General features: G+C 42.8%; 22 protein-coding genes. 3 read left to right on the forward strand and 19 right to left on the reverse strand.

Annotated features, from left to right (window positions below):
- Positions 1–91: 91 nt before the first annotated feature.
- From betA to QWZ13_RS11235, 4 genes are all read right to left on the reverse strand, one after another.
- Positions 92–1768, reverse strand: coding sequence for a choline dehydrogenase (betA, locus tag QWZ13_RS11220; RefSeq protein WP_290283343.1), 1677 nt, complete (start codon positions 1766–1768; stop codon positions 92–94).
- 13 nt (positions 1769–1781) lie between these two features.
- Positions 1782–3245 (reverse strand): betaine-aldehyde dehydrogenase, encoded by a 1464-nt coding sequence (gene betB / locus QWZ13_RS11225; RefSeq protein WP_290281853.1) that lies wholly within the window; start codon positions 3243–3245, stop codon positions 1782–1784.
- Positions 3242–3880: a transcriptional regulator BetI gene (gene betI, locus QWZ13_RS11230; RefSeq protein WP_290281854.1), complete on the reverse strand. Its 639-nt coding sequence runs from the start codon at positions 3878–3880 to the stop codon at positions 3242–3244. Before betI ends, betB begins: the two co-directional genes overlap by 4 nt.
- Before the next feature lie 186 nt (positions 3881–4066).
- Entirely contained in the window at positions 4067–4354 is a 288-nt protein-coding gene (locus tag QWZ13_RS11235) for a hypothetical protein (protein ID WP_290281855.1), read from the reverse strand.
- A gap of 29 nt (positions 4355–4383) precedes the next feature.
- On the opposite strand from QWZ13_RS11235, the gene QWZ13_RS11240 reads away from it, so the two are divergent.
- Positions 4384–5025 (forward strand): SNARE-associated domain-containing protein, encoded by a 642-nt coding sequence (locus tag QWZ13_RS11240; RefSeq protein ID WP_290281856.1) that lies wholly within the window; start codon positions 4384–4386, stop codon positions 5023–5025.
- 19 nt (positions 5026–5044) lie between these two features.
- Here the strand turns inward: QWZ13_RS11240 and QWZ13_RS11245 are convergent, their stop codons facing one another.
- Positions 5045–5794: a glucose 1-dehydrogenase gene (locus QWZ13_RS11245; RefSeq protein ID WP_435407021.1), complete on the reverse strand. Its 750-nt coding sequence runs from the start codon at positions 5792–5794 to the stop codon at positions 5045–5047.
- A gap of 103 nt (positions 5795–5897) precedes the next feature.
- On the opposite strand from QWZ13_RS11245, the gene QWZ13_RS11250 reads away from it, so the two are divergent.
- The gene (locus tag QWZ13_RS11250; RefSeq protein ID WP_215999664.1) at positions 5898–6356 is read left to right on the forward strand and encodes a DUF3010 family protein; all 459 of its coding nucleotides are present in this window, start codon (positions 5898–5900) and stop codon (positions 6354–6356) included.
- A 21-nt stretch (positions 6357–6377) separates the two neighbouring features.
- On the opposite strand, the gene QWZ13_RS11255 is transcribed toward QWZ13_RS11250, so the two are convergent.
- From QWZ13_RS11255 to QWZ13_RS11270, 4 genes are all read right to left on the reverse strand, one after another.
- Complete coding sequence (locus tag QWZ13_RS11255) at positions 6378–6839, reverse strand: YehS family protein (RefSeq protein WP_290281857.1); 462 nt, start codon at positions 6837–6839, stop codon at positions 6378–6380.
- Positions 6840–6926: 87 nt separating this feature from the next.
- Positions 6927–7649 (reverse strand): hypothetical protein, encoded by a 723-nt coding sequence (locus tag QWZ13_RS11260; RefSeq protein WP_215999666.1) that lies wholly within the window; start codon positions 7647–7649, stop codon positions 6927–6929.
- 83 nt (positions 7650–7732) lie between these two features.
- Positions 7733–8407, reverse strand: a complete 675-nt coding sequence (locus QWZ13_RS11265; protein ID WP_290281858.1) for a response regulator — start codon at positions 8405–8407, stop codon at positions 7733–7735.
- The gene (locus tag QWZ13_RS11270; RefSeq protein WP_290281859.1) at positions 8404–9645 is read right to left on the reverse strand and encodes a sensor histidine kinase; all 1242 of its coding nucleotides are present in this window, start codon (positions 9643–9645) and stop codon (positions 8404–8406) included. Before QWZ13_RS11270 ends, QWZ13_RS11265 begins: the two co-directional genes overlap by 4 nt.
- Positions 9646–9663: 18 nt before the next feature.
- Between QWZ13_RS11270 and QWZ13_RS11275 the strand changes: the two genes are divergently transcribed.
- Entirely contained in the window at positions 9664–10362 is a 699-nt protein-coding gene (locus tag QWZ13_RS11275) for a metallophosphoesterase (RefSeq protein WP_215999669.1), read from the forward strand.
- 6 nt (positions 10363–10368) lie between these two features.
- Here QWZ13_RS11275 and gorA read toward each other — a convergent pair whose 3' ends face one another.
- From gorA to gspG, 10 genes are all read right to left on the reverse strand, one after another.
- Complete coding sequence (gene gorA / locus QWZ13_RS11280) at positions 10369–11751, reverse strand: glutathione-disulfide reductase (RefSeq protein ID WP_290281860.1); 1383 nt, start codon at positions 11749–11751, stop codon at positions 10369–10371.
- Positions 11741–11914: a hypothetical protein gene (locus QWZ13_RS11285; protein ID WP_290281861.1), complete on the reverse strand. Its 174-nt coding sequence runs from the start codon at positions 11912–11914 to the stop codon at positions 11741–11743. Before QWZ13_RS11285 ends, gorA begins: the two co-directional genes overlap by 11 nt.
- A complete protein-coding gene (locus QWZ13_RS11290) occupies positions 11835–12488 on the reverse strand; it encodes a GNAT family N-acetyltransferase (protein ID WP_290281862.1) in 654 nt (217 codons plus the stop codon). The genes QWZ13_RS11285 and QWZ13_RS11290 overlap by 80 nt, the downstream gene beginning before the upstream one ends.
- Before the next feature lie 71 nt (positions 12489–12559).
- The gene (locus QWZ13_RS11295; protein WP_290281863.1) at positions 12560–13051 is read right to left on the reverse strand and encodes a type II secretion system protein M; all 492 of its coding nucleotides are present in this window, start codon (positions 13049–13051) and stop codon (positions 12560–12562) included.
- A gap of 3 nt (positions 13052–13054) precedes the next feature.
- Positions 13055–14302: a type II secretion system protein GspL gene (gspL, locus tag QWZ13_RS11300; RefSeq protein ID WP_290281864.1), complete on the reverse strand. Its 1248-nt coding sequence runs from the start codon at positions 14300–14302 to the stop codon at positions 13055–13057.
- Between the two features lie 10 nt (positions 14303–14312).
- The gene (gspK, locus tag QWZ13_RS11305; RefSeq protein ID WP_290281865.1) at positions 14313–15293 is read right to left on the reverse strand and encodes a type II secretion system minor pseudopilin GspK; all 981 of its coding nucleotides are present in this window, start codon (positions 15291–15293) and stop codon (positions 14313–14315) included.
- Positions 15290–15988 carry a type II secretion system minor pseudopilin GspJ gene (gene gspJ / locus QWZ13_RS11310; RefSeq protein WP_290281866.1) on the reverse strand — a complete coding sequence of 233 codons (699 nt, stop codon included), beginning with the start codon at positions 15986–15988 and terminating at the stop codon, positions 15290–15292. Before gspJ ends, gspK begins: the two co-directional genes overlap by 4 nt.
- Entirely contained in the window at positions 15985–16374 is a 390-nt protein-coding gene (locus QWZ13_RS11315) for a prepilin-type N-terminal cleavage/methylation domain-containing protein (RefSeq protein ID WP_215999676.1), read from the reverse strand. The genes gspJ and QWZ13_RS11315 overlap by 4 nt, the downstream gene beginning before the upstream one ends.
- Positions 16361–16927: a prepilin-type N-terminal cleavage/methylation domain-containing protein gene (locus QWZ13_RS11320; RefSeq protein ID WP_290281867.1), complete on the reverse strand. Its 567-nt coding sequence runs from the start codon at positions 16925–16927 to the stop codon at positions 16361–16363. Before QWZ13_RS11320 ends, QWZ13_RS11315 begins: the two co-directional genes overlap by 14 nt.
- A gap of 6 nt (positions 16928–16933) precedes the next feature.
- Positions 16934–17347, reverse strand: a complete 414-nt coding sequence (gene gspG, locus QWZ13_RS11325; protein WP_215999678.1) for a type II secretion system major pseudopilin GspG — start codon at positions 17345–17347, stop codon at positions 16934–16936.
- Between the last annotated feature and the right edge of the window lie 8 nt (positions 17348–17355).

Below are 17355 nucleotides of genomic sequence, written 5' to 3' on the forward strand. Positions count from 1 at the left end.
ACACTTAATTTTTATCCGACTTACATAACTCGTTAATGCAAATCAGAACGATCAGCGGAGGCATATTCACCTCCGCCTTTTTAGGTAGAAACTAATTATTGATGGCTATATTTGGCCGTTGACGGGTTTGCCATTTTTCGTCCATTTTCACTGCGACTTGTGCTGCTAGAAGAGTGTCGCCGTTTAATATTAGGTCGGCTGCACGCTCAGCAACCATAATGGTTGGCGCATTCAAATTGCCATTGGGAATAGTTGGGAAAATAGAAGAATCGACAACGCGCAATCGCTCAATGCCATGAACTTTGGTTGAAGGGTCTACCACGGCCATGTCATCCACGCCCATTTTACACGAGCATGATGGGTGATAAGCACTTTCTACATTTGCACGAACAAAGGCATCTATTTGTTCATCGCTTTGAATTTGCTCGCCCGGTTGAATTTCTCCATTGCGATACTCATCAAAAGCTGGCTGCGCGATAATTTCTCGAGTTTTACGCACACAGTCTCGAAACCCTTCCCTATCATCTTCGTGCTGCAAGTAGTTAAATTGTATTGAAGGTGCTTGTTTTGGGTCCGCACTCTTCACATGTACATGGCCACGGCTTTTAGGCTTGTTGTGACCAATATGAACTTGAAAACCATGACCATCAAAGGCTGCTCGGCCATCATAGCGCATAGCGGCTGGTAAAAAGTGGTACTGCAAATCGGGCCATTCGACACCAGCTTTAGAGCGAATAAAACCGCAGCTTTCAAAGTGATTTGTGGCACCTAAACCAGTTTTAGTGAAAAACCATTGAGCCCCAATAAGACCTTTATTAAACAGGTCTAATTTTCCATTTAACGTAATAGGCTGTTTGCACTTAAACTGAAAATAGAACTCAAGATGATCTTGTAAGTTTTCACCAACGCCGTTAAGTTCATGCTTTACTTCAATACCCGCTTTATTTAAAACATCGGCATTGCCAATACCTGATAACTGCAAAATATGCGGAGACCCAATTGAACCTGCACTGAGTATGGTTTCTTTTGCAGCCAACGCTGTTTTGGTCGTACCCTTGTGTTCGTATTCGATCCCAGTGGCTATTTTGCCTTCAATAATAACCTTTTTTACTAAAGCATGTGTTACCACGGTTAAATTCTTACGTTGCATTGCAGGGCGTAAATAGGCATTGGCCGTAGACCAGCGACGACCATTTTTAACGGTCATGTGCATGGCACCAAAGCCTTCTTGCTGGGCGCCATTATAGTCTTTAGTGAATTCATAACCGGCCTGTTCTCCGGCTTTAATAAAGGCGATATACAATGGGTTTTTCATCTCATTGCCATTATTTACGCCTAAAGGCCCTGTGTCTCCACGGTATTCATCACCACCAAAAGACCAAGTTTCAGCCTTTTTAAAGTAAGGCAGGCAATGTTGATAATCCCAATTATGCGCGCCCTGCTCCGCCCATTCGTCAAAGTCTTTCGCGTGACCGCGCACATAGACCATGCCGTTAATAGAAGATGAGCCACCCAAAACCTTGCCACGAGGGCAATGCATTTTTCGGTTATCTAGGTATGGCTCGGCATCGGTTTCAAATTGCCATGCGTATTTTTCAGTATTCATCGGTATAGACAACGCTGTTGGCATTTGGATAAAAATACTTTTATCACTGCCACCGGTTTCTACCACCAGTACCTTATTATTTGGGTCTTCCGAAAGTCGGTTTGCCAGTACGCAACCAGCAGACCCAGCACCAACGATGATGAAATCAAATTCATTTGTCATTGTGTTGGCTCCTTCAAAATGGGCTGTCAATTTTGTTCATGCCGACATATACCGCTTTTTGCTGCGTGTAATGATTCAGCGTTGATAGGCCATTTTCACGCCCAATGCCCGATTGCTTGTATCCGCCAACTGGCATTTCAGCTGGGCTATTGCCGTAGGCATTAATCCAACAAATGCCCGCTTGAATTTGATGAATGACTCGGTGAGCACGCTGAATGTTTTGCGTGAATACACCGGCGGCTAACCCAAGCTGGGTATCATTTGCACGATTAATCACTTCTTCTTCAGTGCTAAAACTTAAGACCGACATAACCGGACCAAATATTTCTTCACGAACGATCGTCATGTCATCGGTGCATTGAGTAAATACGGTGGGGGCTACAAAGTAACCATTAGGTGCATCTTCTGGCGCTAGAGCACTTCCGCCGCATGCTAATTGAGCGCCTTCTGCTTTACCTTTTTCGATGTATTCCAACACAAGCGCTTGATGCTTTTTAGAAATAAGTGCGCCAAAGTTAACATCGGCATTCATCGGGTTGCCGGCAACAATGTTCTTTTCGATTCGCCCAACGAGTACCTTTAAGAATTTTTCTTGAATAGATTCGTGTACAAATACACGGGTACCGTTGGTGCAAATTTCACCTTGGGTATAAAAGTTTCCAAGCATTGCAGCAGAAACCGCTTCGTCTATATCGGCATCTTCAAAAACAATCAAAGGCGATTTACCACCTAACTCCATGGTCACGTCTTTTAGTGTGCTAGACGCGGCGGCCATTACTTTCTTACCCGTACCTACTTCACCTGTAAACGACACCTTGGCAATGTGTTGATGATACGTAAGTAACTCACCTACACGGTGATCACCTTGAACCACATTAAACACCCCTGCCGGTAAACCCGCTTCATAGAATATTTCGGCTAACTTTAAGGCACCTAAGGGTGTTTCTTCTGATGGCTTAAACACCATAGCGTTACCGGCTGCCAATGCAGGTGCGGCTTTCCAGCATGCAATTTGTAATGGATAGTTCCATGCGCCAATTCCCGCACAAACGCCTAGAGGCTCGCGACGGGTATAATAAAAATCACCGCCTAAATCTTGCTGATTTCCCTCAATAGCCGGTGCTAAACCAGCAAAAAACTCAATTGAATCTGCGCCCGTCACTACGTCTACCACACTGGCTTCTTGCCATGGTTTACCCGTATCAATGACTTCAATTTTGGCTAGTTCATCATTGCGCTCGCGTAATAACGCCACCGCTTTTAATAAAATTCTCGATCGCTCCATGCCTGTCATGGCTGACCAAACTTTAAAACCTTCTTGAGCGCTGCGAACCGCTTCTTCTACTAGCTCAGGGCTCGCCTGTTCAACAGAATATACAACGCACCCAGTAGCAGGGTTAATCACATCAAAGGTTTCGTTACTGTTACTGCTTACATATTGGCCAGCAATAAAGGATTGGTAAGTGGTAGTGCTCATGCGTTTGCAACCTCATCGGTCTGTAATAGCTGGGGATTAATAAGAGAATGAATATATTTAATACAATAATCTGCGGAGGCTTCGATAGAGATAGGCTGTTTACTCAGTGCTCTTCTTAGCCAAAGCCCATCAATCAATGCAGCGGTCGTTTGTGCCGCCTGTTCAACCTGGTCACTGGGCAGTAACTGTTTAAACGAGTAACGTAAGTTCGATAATAAGCGTCGTTCGTTAACTTGCTGTAAAGCCGAGAATTGTTCGTCATGCATCGCTTGAGTCCAGAAAGCCAGCCAAGTTTTTGAGCTTTTATCGGCCGTTTGAACCTGAGCGAAATTTGCTTTTACGATGGCTTCTAAGCGCTTTACAGGGTCTTTATTATCTATTTTGCGAAGCTCTTTCATGAGTTCATCGTGAAGTGACTGCAATAAAAAGCGAACTGTGGCTTCTAATAACCCCTGTTTACCGCCGAAATAATGATTAATGATGCCTGTTGAGACGCCAGCGATTTTAGCAATCGAATTAATGGTGGTCTTATTAAAACCATACTGCTCTACCGATAAAAGCGTGGCTTCTATTAGCTGGCTTTCTCGCAGTGGTTTCATTCCAACTTTAGGCATCAGTGCTCCGTCAAAGTTCATTTTTTATTAATTGAACGTTCAATATAAAAAGAATGATAACGGATATTTTATAGAGTACACAAGTTTGTTTTGGAATAAACGGCGTAGTTTTGATGGTTTATACTTTGATATCTAACCTTAAAAATGTCTTGAATACCCTATTTATAGGCGTTCTAGAGAATATTTTACTTTGGAATATTTAGTGTTCTAAATTGTAGTGAACAAACAAGGATAAAGGGGTAGTTGTTTATTCCGCACCTTCTCAGAAGCTTTTGTTTCAAACGGGATGACCATTTCGTTAAATTGAACATAAGCAAAGTTTAAGCGTGTAAACTGTTCAACTAGCCACGCCAGTTCTGCCCTACTAGAAACCGAATAAACGGACTTTGGCTGGCCTTTGGTATGGAACGAGCCATGGCTTTTAACTTGTTTCGGCTTTGATTTACAAAAATAAGAGTGTTTCTGCACATCCATTTTTACAGCAGGCGCGTACAATGGTCACTACTACTTAGAATGTTCACACTATGAAATACACTAAATTACCAACCGCCATCCTTTCTATTTTTCTGTTTATGACATTGGCGATATCACAAGGCTGGATTCCCACCGGGCTCGAGCTCTTGCAATCGTTAAGAGACGGTATAGGTGATCAATGGTTTTGGTTGGTTGTGTTTTGTATATTCTTAGAGGCACTTATTGTTATAAGTCTCTACTTTCCTGGTCAGTATATCGCGGCTATCTTAGTGATACTTTCAGGTCCAACGTTTACCGATATCATATTGCTGACGGCCGCCATGGTCATTGCAGTAACTCTTGGCTCTAGCGTTAACTATGCAATAGGCCGTTATTATTCTAATGAACGCATCACCAAGCCTATGTCTTTTAAAACGCTACTACCAGCGATGATTCATTCCAGTGGTTTAGCCATTTTTACCTTTAACTGGGGGTTACAAAAAGGCACTGCAAAACTGATAATTGCCTCGGCTTTACTGAATCTACCTTACTACCTATTCATAATGTTCATCACAGTTTCTTTTGGTGAGCAAATTATTGCAGCAACCGATAACCCCTTGATAATTGGTACAGCACTATTGATTTGGTTAGGCATCGCAATATACCGCGATCGGCAGTTGCTAGTTGCTTCGCGGAATGTTTTGCCCAGCTAAGAGAAGCGTCTTAATGGTATTAACGGCCTCCAGAAACTTCTAAAAAGGCACCCGTGGTATAAGCTGATTCGTCTGAGACCAAAAATGCAATGGCTGCAGCAACCTCTTCTGGCTGGCCACCTCGTTGTAACGGTAGATTTTGCTTTAAACGGTCTACTCGTGCCGGCTCCCCACCACTGGCGTGCATTTCGGTGTAGATCAAGCCTGGCCGTACGCAATTAACACGAATACCTTGGTTTGCTACTTCCAATGACAACCCAATGGTTAAGGTATCTAAAGCCCCTTTGGATGCGGCGTAATCTACGTATTCATTCGGTGCCCCTATTCTTGAGGCCGCTGAAGAAACGTTCACAATGACCCCGCCTTCATGGCCATACTCGGTCGACATTCGCTTGATTGCTTCAATGCAACACAAAAAAGGACCGGTAACGTTGGTTTGTAATACCTTATTGATTCTTTCCGCGTTGAGTGACACCACCGGGCTCTGCGTAAAAAGAATACCTGCATTGTTTACTAGCACGTCTAATCGGCCGCAGTTTATGTCTATTTCTTGATACATGCGTTTAACATCGGATTCTACACCAACATCGGCTTGCACTACCCAAGCTTGATTGCCCATTGCCAAGACCTGTTGGGCGACTTTCTGTGCTGCTTCTAGATTGGAAACATAGTTAACTACGATATTGTAGCCATCTTTAGCTAACCTCAAAGCCGTTGCAGCGCCAATGCCACGACCACCACCAGTAACTAAGGCTACTTTATTCATCATTCAAAATATCCAATTTGTTAAACAAGAAAAATACTAACAAGATTCGATACATAAACCAAAAGGCTGGCTATAATGAGCCTTTTAAACCTTGTATAGAGTTATTATGAGAATTTGTGGTATTGAACTGAAAGGCGGCGAAGCTGTTTTGTGTATTTTGGGTTATAACATGGGGGCCTTTGAACTGCCCGACAGTCGACAGCGGCAAATCGCCGTGTCCAACTCTGAAGACACTCAAAGTATTCGAGACTTTCAGTTTTCGATCAAAAAACTATTTGAAGATTACAAAGTTGAACGCGTCGCCATTATAAAGCGCGAGCAAAAAGGTAAGTTTGCAGGAAGTGCCACCAGTTTTAAGCTGGAAGCCGCATTGCAGCTGCTCGATATGCCCGTCGAGGTATTTAGCCCTTCGGTTATTAAAGACCAGATGAAGCGCAACCCATTACAAACAGACTTTGCATCTCTAGGGCTAAAAAAGTTTCAACAACAAGCTTTTAATGTAGCCTACGCCGCACACAATTTAAGACTCTACAAAGAAGGTGATGCTTCATTAGATCAAGAATAAGCCTGCCTCAACTTGCATCGCCTATTTAGGGCGATGCTTATTTTGTAAGCCTTGAAGGAAATTCCTGAGCACCTGATCTTTACACGGGCGAAAATGTTGGTGGTCTGGTTTGCGGAAGAATGCGCTTAACTCAGATTTGCTCAAGCGAAAATCAGCTAATTGCAATGTGGCGAGTATATCTTCAGCTTGCAGATTAAGTGCAATTTTAAGCTTTCTAAGCACAATGTTATTGTTTAACTTAGTTTCAACAACAGGCTCAGCGCCCTCTTTTTTACCACGAAGCTTCACAATAAAACCGTTTAAAAACTGCGCTAAAGCTGGGTCTTTTAGTGCCTTATAAGCTTCATCTTTATCACTTTTCAACCAATCACTCACTTCAGCTCTGGTGACATTCAGCCCCCCCAGCGAAAATATTTTGATCATAGCGTCGTCTTTTAAATCATAAATAAAGCGGATTTTGCGGAGCACATCGTTATTTGTCATAGAAACCTTTAGTTAGATAAATATTGCGGTAATTTGAGGGATTTTAGCAGGTATCTAGCTCAATAGCCGCGTGCGGCGGCTTTTAATTCATAAAGTGGCGATTCTTTCTTCCAATTCGCCTAAATTCATTTCAGAAAGCGAAGCCTTTAAGTGCGTTTCATTCCAAACTATATCTTCAATAAACCGATCAAGAATCATATGAAAGCTCGTTTTATCGGGTCTTTTCTGAAACAGCTGAAACGCAATCTTACATGAATTCGCTAAGCTTTTACGCTCATCACTGCGACCTAGATAAGCACCGACTATGCGCACCAGTTCAGACGCACGGTAAGATTTTAAAACCGCGCGTAATTGTTTTGACCGTGCTTCAGCACTGCTATGAGTTAATGATTGGATAGGTGCACGTAAGCCTTCGATGATGGCGCTACTGATTGTTTCTTCGCCTGTCAGTTCTTTAAACTCGAGCAACATCTTGTGTGCTTCTGGTGTAAGCGTGATATTTATCGGTGCCGAATCTAAGCGTTTGTCTTTACGTCGCCGTTTCTTAGCGGAAAGCGCTTTTCTTAGTCGAGCCCAATCTTCGGCTTCTAGTGCATTGTCGAGTATTTTTTGTGCAGCCTCGCAAAGCTCATCAGAAGGGCTTGAAACTTCTCGCCATTGAACAACACACTCTTTGAGGGCAGGTATACCCATATCGTGGATAGAGTGTTTAGGTTGCTCTAACCATTTAGGTAAAGTTAATTGGTAAGACAGCCAATCTAGGCTGTCGTGCCAATCTTTGCGATTAATTTTATACTTAGGTCGAGCCATATATCTACACGGTAGCTAATAGTAGCCTTTAATTTAAACTCATAGCCTGATAAATGCCAGCGCTTTCATCAATGGATTCAAAATTAAATTACCCCTAATTCTAACGCTTTAAGTACCGCGCGAGTACGATCTCTGACGCCCAGTTTCGCTAAAATATTAGAAACATGGTTCTTGATAGTGCCTTCAGATTTAAAAATGGCTCTAGATATTTCCTTGTTTGAATACCCTCCTGCCATGAGCCTTAAAATTTCAATTTCCCTAGAAGTCAGCGGGTCTTGTACGGGCTCTTTTTCAACTTTGCTTTCGCCATTACTTTGAAGCTCAGTAAAACCTTTAATAACGCGTTCAGTCACGGCCGGTTGAATTAACGTTTCGCCTCGGCTTACCGCGTCTATTGCTTCAACAAGGCTTTCAAGTGAAACATCTTTAAGTAAGAAACCTCGTGCACCGGCTCTAATACCGTTCAACACTAATTCATGATCATCAAAAGTTGTTAATATAATTACAGGGGTTTCATTACCCTGCTCTTTAAGTGCTTTCAACGCTTCAATGCCATCCAATCGAGGCATTCTTATATCCATAAGAATGACATCGGGTGCTAGTTGTTCAACCGTTTCGATGGCTTCTTGCCCGTCGGATGCTTCGCCGACAATATTTATGTGTCCGGCCAATTTTAAGAGGGATTTTATGCCTTGTCTTACAAGGTTCTGGTCATCTACCAGCATCACATTAATGGTTTGTTTTCCTGCGTCGCTCATAGTTCTTCCTTATATGGGATGTTGATGGTGATCGAAAAGCCATCAGTTGAGTCAAGTTGTACCTGTCCTTGAACGTTTTGCACACGTTCTTGCATTCCTAGCAGGCCATTTCCTTCAATGATGGTGTGTTTTGCCTTACCGTTGTCTTTGATGATCAGCCTTAAGTTTTGATCCACTTTAGACAATGAAATAGATATTTCTGTTGCTTTCGAATGTTTCAATGTATTGGTTATGGCTTCTTGAATGCTTCTGAACAGTGCTTCAGTAACAGCGACATCGGTAATTTTGATGTCCTCATCTAAATTTAATTTGATGTCGATATCAGGTACCTGGGCAATTAATGCATCGAGAGCATCATTAAAGCTAACAGTAGACTGTTCACGCATTTGGTGAACGGTTGATCTTACATCTTGCAATAGTTCACGGGCTAAATCATAGGCTTCTGTGATGTCATTTTTAGTGTCACCTTCAGTGGTATAGGTTAAATACTGAAGTTTTAAAATTAATGCCGTCAAATGGTGCCCTAGTCCATCGTGTAAATCTCTTGATATTCTCATGCGCTCGCTGTGTTTAGAGGACTCTTCTAGCAAGGCCTGCGTGGCAATAAGTTCGCGGTTTAGAGTTGCAATTTCATCTCGGGCTTCTTGCTCTTGAATCACTCTTTGCGTCATTCTAAAAGCAAAAAGATGGAACGCAGCCGCTAACATGGTCCAAATGAGCGCATCCTGGAGATGCCAGTGCCATTGATTAAACCAAAAGTCGACTAAGATCAGCGCTAAAACGCCCAGCAACGCTGAAAGCTGATTTAAATACATCGGAAGCAGCGCCGCCAATGCCACGCTGAGAATAACTACGACACCTGAATCACTTAATACTCGAATAAGTATAATGGCTATAAATTGAATGAAAATTGCGCTTAAGCGAATAACAATGTCGTTTTTAGGTGACACCTGAGGTCGGGTCGCAAAATAGAAGCCCACGATAAACAACAATAACCCCGCCACAATAGCAAACAGCAGAATTTGCCCAGAGAAAGTATCCGTGGGTTGGTCATTTAGCGTTAAATAGCACACCATTGCCCAAGACAAGTAGCCGATAATACCTTCAAGGTTTTGAGCAAATGAATTTTTATACAAAGTGGTGCATCCTTTCTGAGCTAACAGTGTAATTCGGCTAGTGTATATTGAATTGTGACCCTGCGCACAGTGACTAAGGTCACGGTTGCTATTCCGATGCAAGCATGGTGATATTAGGAAATGACTAGTTCAATCATCAAAAAAGCGTATCAGCCTCATATCTTCTTAGATGAAAATCGCATCGGAAGAGACTTTGTGGTGTCCGATCTACACGGATATCGTGATCAACTCGACAAAGCATTATTAGAAGTTTCCTTTAACCCAAATAAAGATCGACTCATTTCTGTAGGCGATTTAATCGATCGCGGCCCTAATAGTCAGGCCTGCTTAGATTTATTAGAAGAACCTTGGTTTTGGAGTGTAATGGGTAATCACGAGCAACTACTGATTGATGCAGTTGAGCACCAAACAGACGCACTTTGGAGCCGATGGTTATTAAATGGCGGTAGTTGGATCCTGAAGTGTGATGATGCCGTTGTGGCTAATTACGCAAGCTCCCTTAAATTTTTACCATTGACTATTACGATTCCCGTTGGCGGACAGTTGATGGGCGTTTGTCACGCCCAATATTCAGAATCTTCTTGGTTAGAACGAAAAACGGCCAGCGAGCATAGTCAAGCCGATTGGTTGTGGGGGCGAAGCCGACTAAAGAATAATGATACCCAGCCTATTAATGATATAGACTGGGTGTTTAATGGCCACACGGTGGTGCCTGATATTACAACGCTGGGCAACAGTGTCTTTATTGAACGGGGTACTTACCTAGAACACCCTATTTCACTGATTAACCTTCATCAATGGGCAAGCGACTATTCATAAAGCGTTTCAATTGTTCACTTTTTTGCCTACAAACCGAGAAGGTTCTCGCATAGTCACAAACTCTTCGGCTGCGGTAGGATGAATGCCAATGGTGCTGTCAAAGTCATTTTTAGTAGCTCCGGCTTGAAGTGCTACGCCAATGCCTTGAATAATTTCACCTGCATCATGGCCCGCCATGTGGCAACCAATAACTTTATCAGTTTCAGTGTCTACCAATAACTTCATTAACATTCGCTGAGGATTGCCTGAAAGCGTATTTTTCATTGGCTTGAACGCACTGTCGAAAACGGCGACTCGATCAAACTGTTTGGCGGCTTCTTCTTCTGATATGCCTACCGTGCCGAGGTTTGGCTGGCAAAATACAGCGGTTGGAATCAGGTCATAGTTCACTTTACGAGGTGCTTTGTCTGAAAACAGTTGATGGGCAACATGCATACCTTCGGCCAATGCAACCGGAGTTAATTGAACTTTGCCAATAACATCGCCGACGGCAAAAATATGAGCTTTAGAGGTTTGATATTGGTCATTGACGACAATCTCTCCACCATGTCCAACGGATAAACCAGCCTTTTCTATCTTCAGGGGCTCTACAAGTGGTTTTCGGCCAAGCGCGCAAATTAATGCATCAGTAACGGTCGTGGTTCCGTCATTAAAAGTGGCTTCAAACTGACCATTTTCAAGCTTTTCCACTTTCTCAATTGTTGTATGGTAATGCAAATTAATACCAGCGTTGCTCAGCTCTTCAGAAACAAAGTTTCGTACTTGCTCGTCAAATCCTCTTAAGACAGGCTCTCCTCGATACACAATATGAGTATCACAGCCTAACCCGTTAAGAATGCCCGCAAACTCAACCGCAATGTAACCACCGCCAATGACAATTGCGTGTTTAGGGAAATTTTCCATATAGAAGAATTCATTCGACGTTAAAACATGCTCGCTACCTGGAATTGCCGGTTTGAATGGCCAACTGCCAGTTGCTATGAGGATATTTTTTGCGGAGAAGATTTCATCGCCAACTTTTACCGAATGTTCCGATTCAAATTCAGCATGACCGTCGATAATTTCAACGCCTGCGTTTTCAAGCATGCGTTGATACACACCGTTCAAGCGCTCAATTTCAGCTGTTTTGTTATCTCGCAAGGTCGCCCAATTAAATTGAGGCTTACTATCTACCGTGTAGCCGTAACCCGCCGAATCTTCAAAGTGTTCTTGGTACTCTGAAGCATATACGAAGAGTTTTTTCGGAACACAGCCAACATTAACACAGGTGCCACCTAAGTATCTTGATTCCACCACGGCAACTTTTGCACCCATAGATGCAGACATTCGTGCGGCTCGTACACCGCCAGACCCTGCCCCTATAACCAGTAGATCATAATCAAATTCCATCACTTTTTGCTCCTGTGGCAATCAATAAAAAAAGGCCGATAACGGCCTTTTTACAACATTTGTTTAGTGTACGACCAATGCGGTTAGGCTGCCGCTTCCTGGTAATTTGGGTTTGGTCGATACAGTATGTATTCTTTCTGAGGGCCGAGCGGTAACTCAGCAAATACCTCATACCCTAATGACTGATAGAAATTTAGATACTTGTTATTACCAGTATCTAAAAATAGCCCAATAGAGTTGTTATCTTTATCAGTTAACTCATGAATGCTGTCTAATAATTTTTTTCCAAGGCCTTGTTTTTGAAAATCTGGATGAATACCGATTAAACTGACCATTCGATGATTTTTGACCGGTAAACTGTCTTGTACATCATTAAAGTATTCAACATACCGACGAGTTCCCTCAAACCCAGCCGTCAAAAGCATTTTGCAACGCCATAAAAATTGGTTGGAGATATCCATTTTCAACTCTAAGTCACTAAAAAATGCGATGCCAATTAGTCGCTCTTCTTTTTTGTGAATCACGCCCAAAACAAACTCACCTCGGCTGAAATGAAGCTTTATAAGTTCTCTAATGGTGGCTCGAATTCGTTGCTTATAGCCTGAACGATGGGCATCTAACAAATACTTAAACGTTGGTTCGTCTTTATACGAATGATAAAGAAGTGAGCGAGCTTGTCGTGAAAAACGGTCATCTAAGCGTACAACTTCCACATCTTCAAGGTCGATTTGCGGCATTGAGGTTCCCTTTTTTATTATTATCTTTTTTAGCGTAATGTTTGCTAAACCCGAATTCAAGCGAAATTAGGTCAATTTTTAGGTAATGCAAAGGTTACACGAACCGATACAAATCCAGGTTTGTTCTCATCATCTAACGTCAATTCTGCTTGAGTAATACCCATCGATTCTAAACCAGCTAACCACTTTACAACAGATGGGTAACGTGCGCCTTCTAGCCACACTCGCAAATTATCACCTTGAGGTTCAAAACGTTGAATCGACAATCCATAGCGAACGGCCTGTCGGCGAATTTCAGAATTTAAAGAGCTGATCGAAAATGCCGGAGTCGATTGACCATTTGCCAGAGCTTGTGGCGCAATGGCGAGCAGCTCTTGATATGTTGTTTCTGCATTAGCGAGTGAGTTTTTGGCATTGTTTTGAGCATTTACAAGAGGCATTACAATGCCAAAAATAATGATAGCCACTAACAGAGAAACACTTAAAACAATAACCGACTTCTGATCACGCTCAGAAAAGAGAGCCCAGCGTTCAGAAAGTTTAGTTTTTACATCGGCAAACATGGTTTAACCTCCTAATACGCTTTTAAATTTAGCTCGAACCGCATCACGATCTTGGCTGGCCGAATATTCCACACTGTACCCTTTACGACTTAACTCAGTTTTAAGTGCTTCAAAGTGGTTAAATGCATCGCTTTGCGCATCGCTGACCAGGGTAAACGTTGTTTCGTTGCGATCTTGATTGTATCGCAAGTCTTCTAACTGAAGAGTAGCGTTTGCACTACGTAAATCATTCAAAACGGTTAAGGCATTCGCATTGGGCTGTTTAGAGTCGCTAGAACCAATAGATGCGGCTTTATTACGCATTTCACGGACCATGAGCGGTCTTTGAATTCTTTTTTGATCGCCAAAAACCTGTTTAAAGACAGCTTCACTGGCTTGCCAAGTTTGATCAGCTTGCTCTTGTAATCGCATAGTTGATATTCCGGTATAGGCTGACCAAACCACTAACGAAAATACAGCCGCAATACTCGTTGGCACCCAGAATCGAGCATGTTTATTGGACGTCCCCGGTCTAAGGTTTGCTGTCAGTAAATTATGGACCGATTTACTGGAGGATGCTGTTTCGGCCCATTGTGCAATCGAACTGTCTTCTTGAATAACCCACTCTACTTTGTGACCGTTAGTTTCTAGCGAAGTCACCAGGTTTCTAGCGGCACCATCTGTTTGAGCGCTGTAGACCATAATAGACAAATTTTCTTCGAAACCATTTTGACTGAGCCAATGCTCAAACCATTGTGGAAATCCACGGTAATGTGCCTGTGAAAAATTAAGCCCAGATCTTATGGAGACCTGTTCGTTGTTCACATGAATATCAACGTCATGGGTGCTTTGATGTGGAAGCAAAAATTGGCCCGCGTCATAGGCTTCAAATACGTTCATATTTCGGGTTTTGAGGGTGCTTATTACCTGTAGAAAAGGCTCTTTAGCCGTTGCACAAACAGACGCTTCTCCTTGTTGTGGCTTTCCTAACATTACTAGATGCACATCTTCGATGTTTTGAGCAATAAATTCTTCTGCAGCGAAACTGAGCATTTGGCTCGACACTCGCTTAGCACCTTTTGGCAATTGTACAGGGAAAGTAGTAAACCAACCCGCTGGCAAGAATAGCCGCGTTACAACTTGGGCTAAATTTCGCTGCTGCACCTGATCTTCCAGCTCTTCAAGCGTGCCATTAAACTGAGAATTTTCTTCAGCCCAATACCAACTTATATTTTGTGCATCTTGCCAGTAAAGGCTTAATTGTATGCTCATAAAATGCCTATTATTCTACTTTTACATTGCCTTGGTTGGATGATCCGCTTTTGATCGGATCTCCTGGTGCACGATTGGCCGCTTGAGCCGACCTATTACGTGTTACCACAATTACCTGCTGATTATTTCTTGATAGCAAGCTTTGCTGAGTCAGAGTTCGATCTTCTATAGTGACTGAAGTATAAAGTTCGAACCACTGCGAAGAAACGCTCAACTCAGAAATATTAAGTGATTTATCCTGATTAATGGTAAAGACTGGGTATTTTTTAAAATCATCAACATTTTTAAACCCAGATTCACCTCGGTCAGTCACCATCTGATTAGCGGTATCTTGATCGATAAACGTTGCTATGCTTTGCAATACTTCTATGGGTGCCGTATTCACATTTAACGCACTTTCTGGTGGCAGAGCACTGATGTAAGGGGCCAACTTATCGTACTGTTCAACATCTATCGCATTCAGTAACCTCAACTCTGAAATGTCTGCTAGTGGGTAATACGAGGGTGCATAGGTTGGTATTTTATCGAGATAAAAATAATCTGCACCGCTGTCTTGATCGAACCACATATTTAACTCATCGGCTATTTCAGCATTCGCACCAACGAGAGATAGTAGTCTCTTAAAGGCTATTAATGCCCCTTCCCGGTTTGCGCTTTGCATCGACATCCAGTTTAGGTTGAATCGACCTTGTAGATCATTCAACTCTGTTTCTATAATGCCCTTGGGTTCTGTTAATGGGAATATTCCTTCAGAGACATTCCAAAGTTCATATAGGTGATCGGTTTTAGAGTTTTGTGCATCAAGGGTTAAGCCAACTTTCGCAATGGCCTCGGCGCTGTCGAGTAATGTAGTGGCTTGCGAATAAAAAAGCGATTGTTGCGCCCGCTCAATGTTTAAGCGCTGCCCTAGTTGCAAATTAACCGCCACGATGCTGAGTAATGCAAAGATCAGTAGAACTTGAAGTAAGGCGATGCCTCTTTGCGCTATCATGATGCCGCTCCACTAGATTTTTCATAAGGGCGGCTCGGTGTTGCAATAATACGTTTAAAGCGCCGATCATCGTCCAGCGTGAGCGTAACTGAAAGGGCGTGTATTACTAACGATTGTGGCTGTGTGCGGTCAAAGTTTTCTGGCAATGTTGAGACAAGATTTTGTTCGCCCGTAGCCTCATCAACCAACAAAAATTCCCAATCGAGCTCTGTCACGTGCTCACTGATCACCTGGTGTTTCCACTCAAACGAACCATCATCATCAAGGTGAACCGTGAAGCTGCGTACAAAGCAAGGTGTGTCTGTAACAGAATCTGCTGAGTATTCGCATAGCTCACTGCCGCGCGGTGCTAAGCGATATTGAACGCGCTGTAAGGTAGAGCGCTGATAGGTTTGATAAGGGCTCACGGCCCAACCATTCCTGGTCAATTGTAAGCCTTCGTAGGTAACCGCTAAAAAATCATTGTACTCACCGTATGGATTACGCACGGGGCGAAACGGAGCTATTTGAGAAAAATCACGTTCTAAAATTGCCATTGCCCGAGTCAATTCTAAAAAAACATCACTTTGTTGTTCAATGCTTTTTTTGGTTTCGACACTGATGCTAAACAACCGAAACGATACCACCGCAATGATCGCTGAAATAGCTAACGCGATTAACAATTCGACTAAAGTTAACCCCTGTTGCCTTTTCATTGAGTCACCTGCACATGCCCTATTACAGCATGCAATCTATCTACAGCCGATTCGTCGTTTTCTAAATAAGCCCGAACTTCAACGCGACGTAAAAACGGACCGATAATCTCTACCTCTACGTTAAAGGTTTCTATTTCTACCGTCCATTCATTGTTATTTAACGTCACCTTGTCTTTACTGAGGCCCGGTTTTGGTAACACTTCAGATAACCGTAGTTCGGTCAAAGCATTTTGTGTTAGCCAACGAGCATTTTGCTGCTCTTCTATTTGCCTCGCGGCAGCAATGCTTTGCGTGTTGGCGATTGAAATAGCCGATGCCATAACAGCAAATACGACAAGCGCTACCATGACTTCAACTAATGTAAAACCACCGTTAACGCGCTTCACGATTCACCCTTGCGCGATTAAAGCCATCAGCAATTATTTTCATTTGCTCATCGCTGTAACCGTCATCATAAAAATGAATATAATAGGAAGGAAAATATTCTTCAGAAGGCGTAACAACAACGTGTGGGGTTAAAAACTTGCCTTCCGATTCTTCTGGCAAATCTGACTCTAAATCTACCCAATCGCTGAGATCGATATCTAAAAACAACTCAATGCGTAAATCTTCTGGAATGGTAAAGGCACTCAACTGACCGTGAGCTTCCCAAACAATGTCGGGCTCGGCCTCCATCGGGTCGCCTTCTCGCCATTTCATGGCCTGCACATTAGATTCAGTAAAGTACAGACCAATGTCCTTGCCGGATAAAAGTGATTGGTCAATTGATTTTGAAAACCAATGCTGAAAGCCATAAGCTTTTTTTACGGTATCTTCGAGCGGATCTTTAGTTTGGCTGGCTAGAGAAATCATACTCATTACCACACCCATAATGAGAATCACCACTAATACTTCGATCAGCGTGAATCCATTCATTGTTTGGCGTGGTAACTTTGTCATTTGATTTTATTGAGCCGCCGAACTGATATCGGCATTCACGCCTTCCCCACCTTCTGCTCCGTCGGCTCCATAAGAAATTATTTCTGGCACACTGCCATCATTGATATAGCCGTAATCGTTGCCCCAAGGATCTTTTGGCTGTTGCTTCAGGTAAGGCCCCCGCCAATTTTTAGGCTCAGGTGATCCACTTGGCTTGCTTACTAACGCTTCTAAACCTTGGTCAGTTCCTGGGTAATGTGAGTTGTGTAACCGATACATTTCTAACGCATTGCCAATGGTCTTTATATCCGTTGCAGCGGCCGTGGCGCGTGCTTCGTCTCCTCGACCGGTTACATTTGGTACCACCAAACCAATGATGATCCCTAAAATAACCAATACGACCATCAGTTCAATTAGGGTAAAACCCGTTTGTTTTTTCATTTCAATCT

This window comes from Reinekea marina (assembly GCF_030409715.1).
Classification (GTDB): Bacteria; Pseudomonadota; Gammaproteobacteria; order Pseudomonadales; family Natronospirillaceae; genus Reinekea; species Reinekea marina.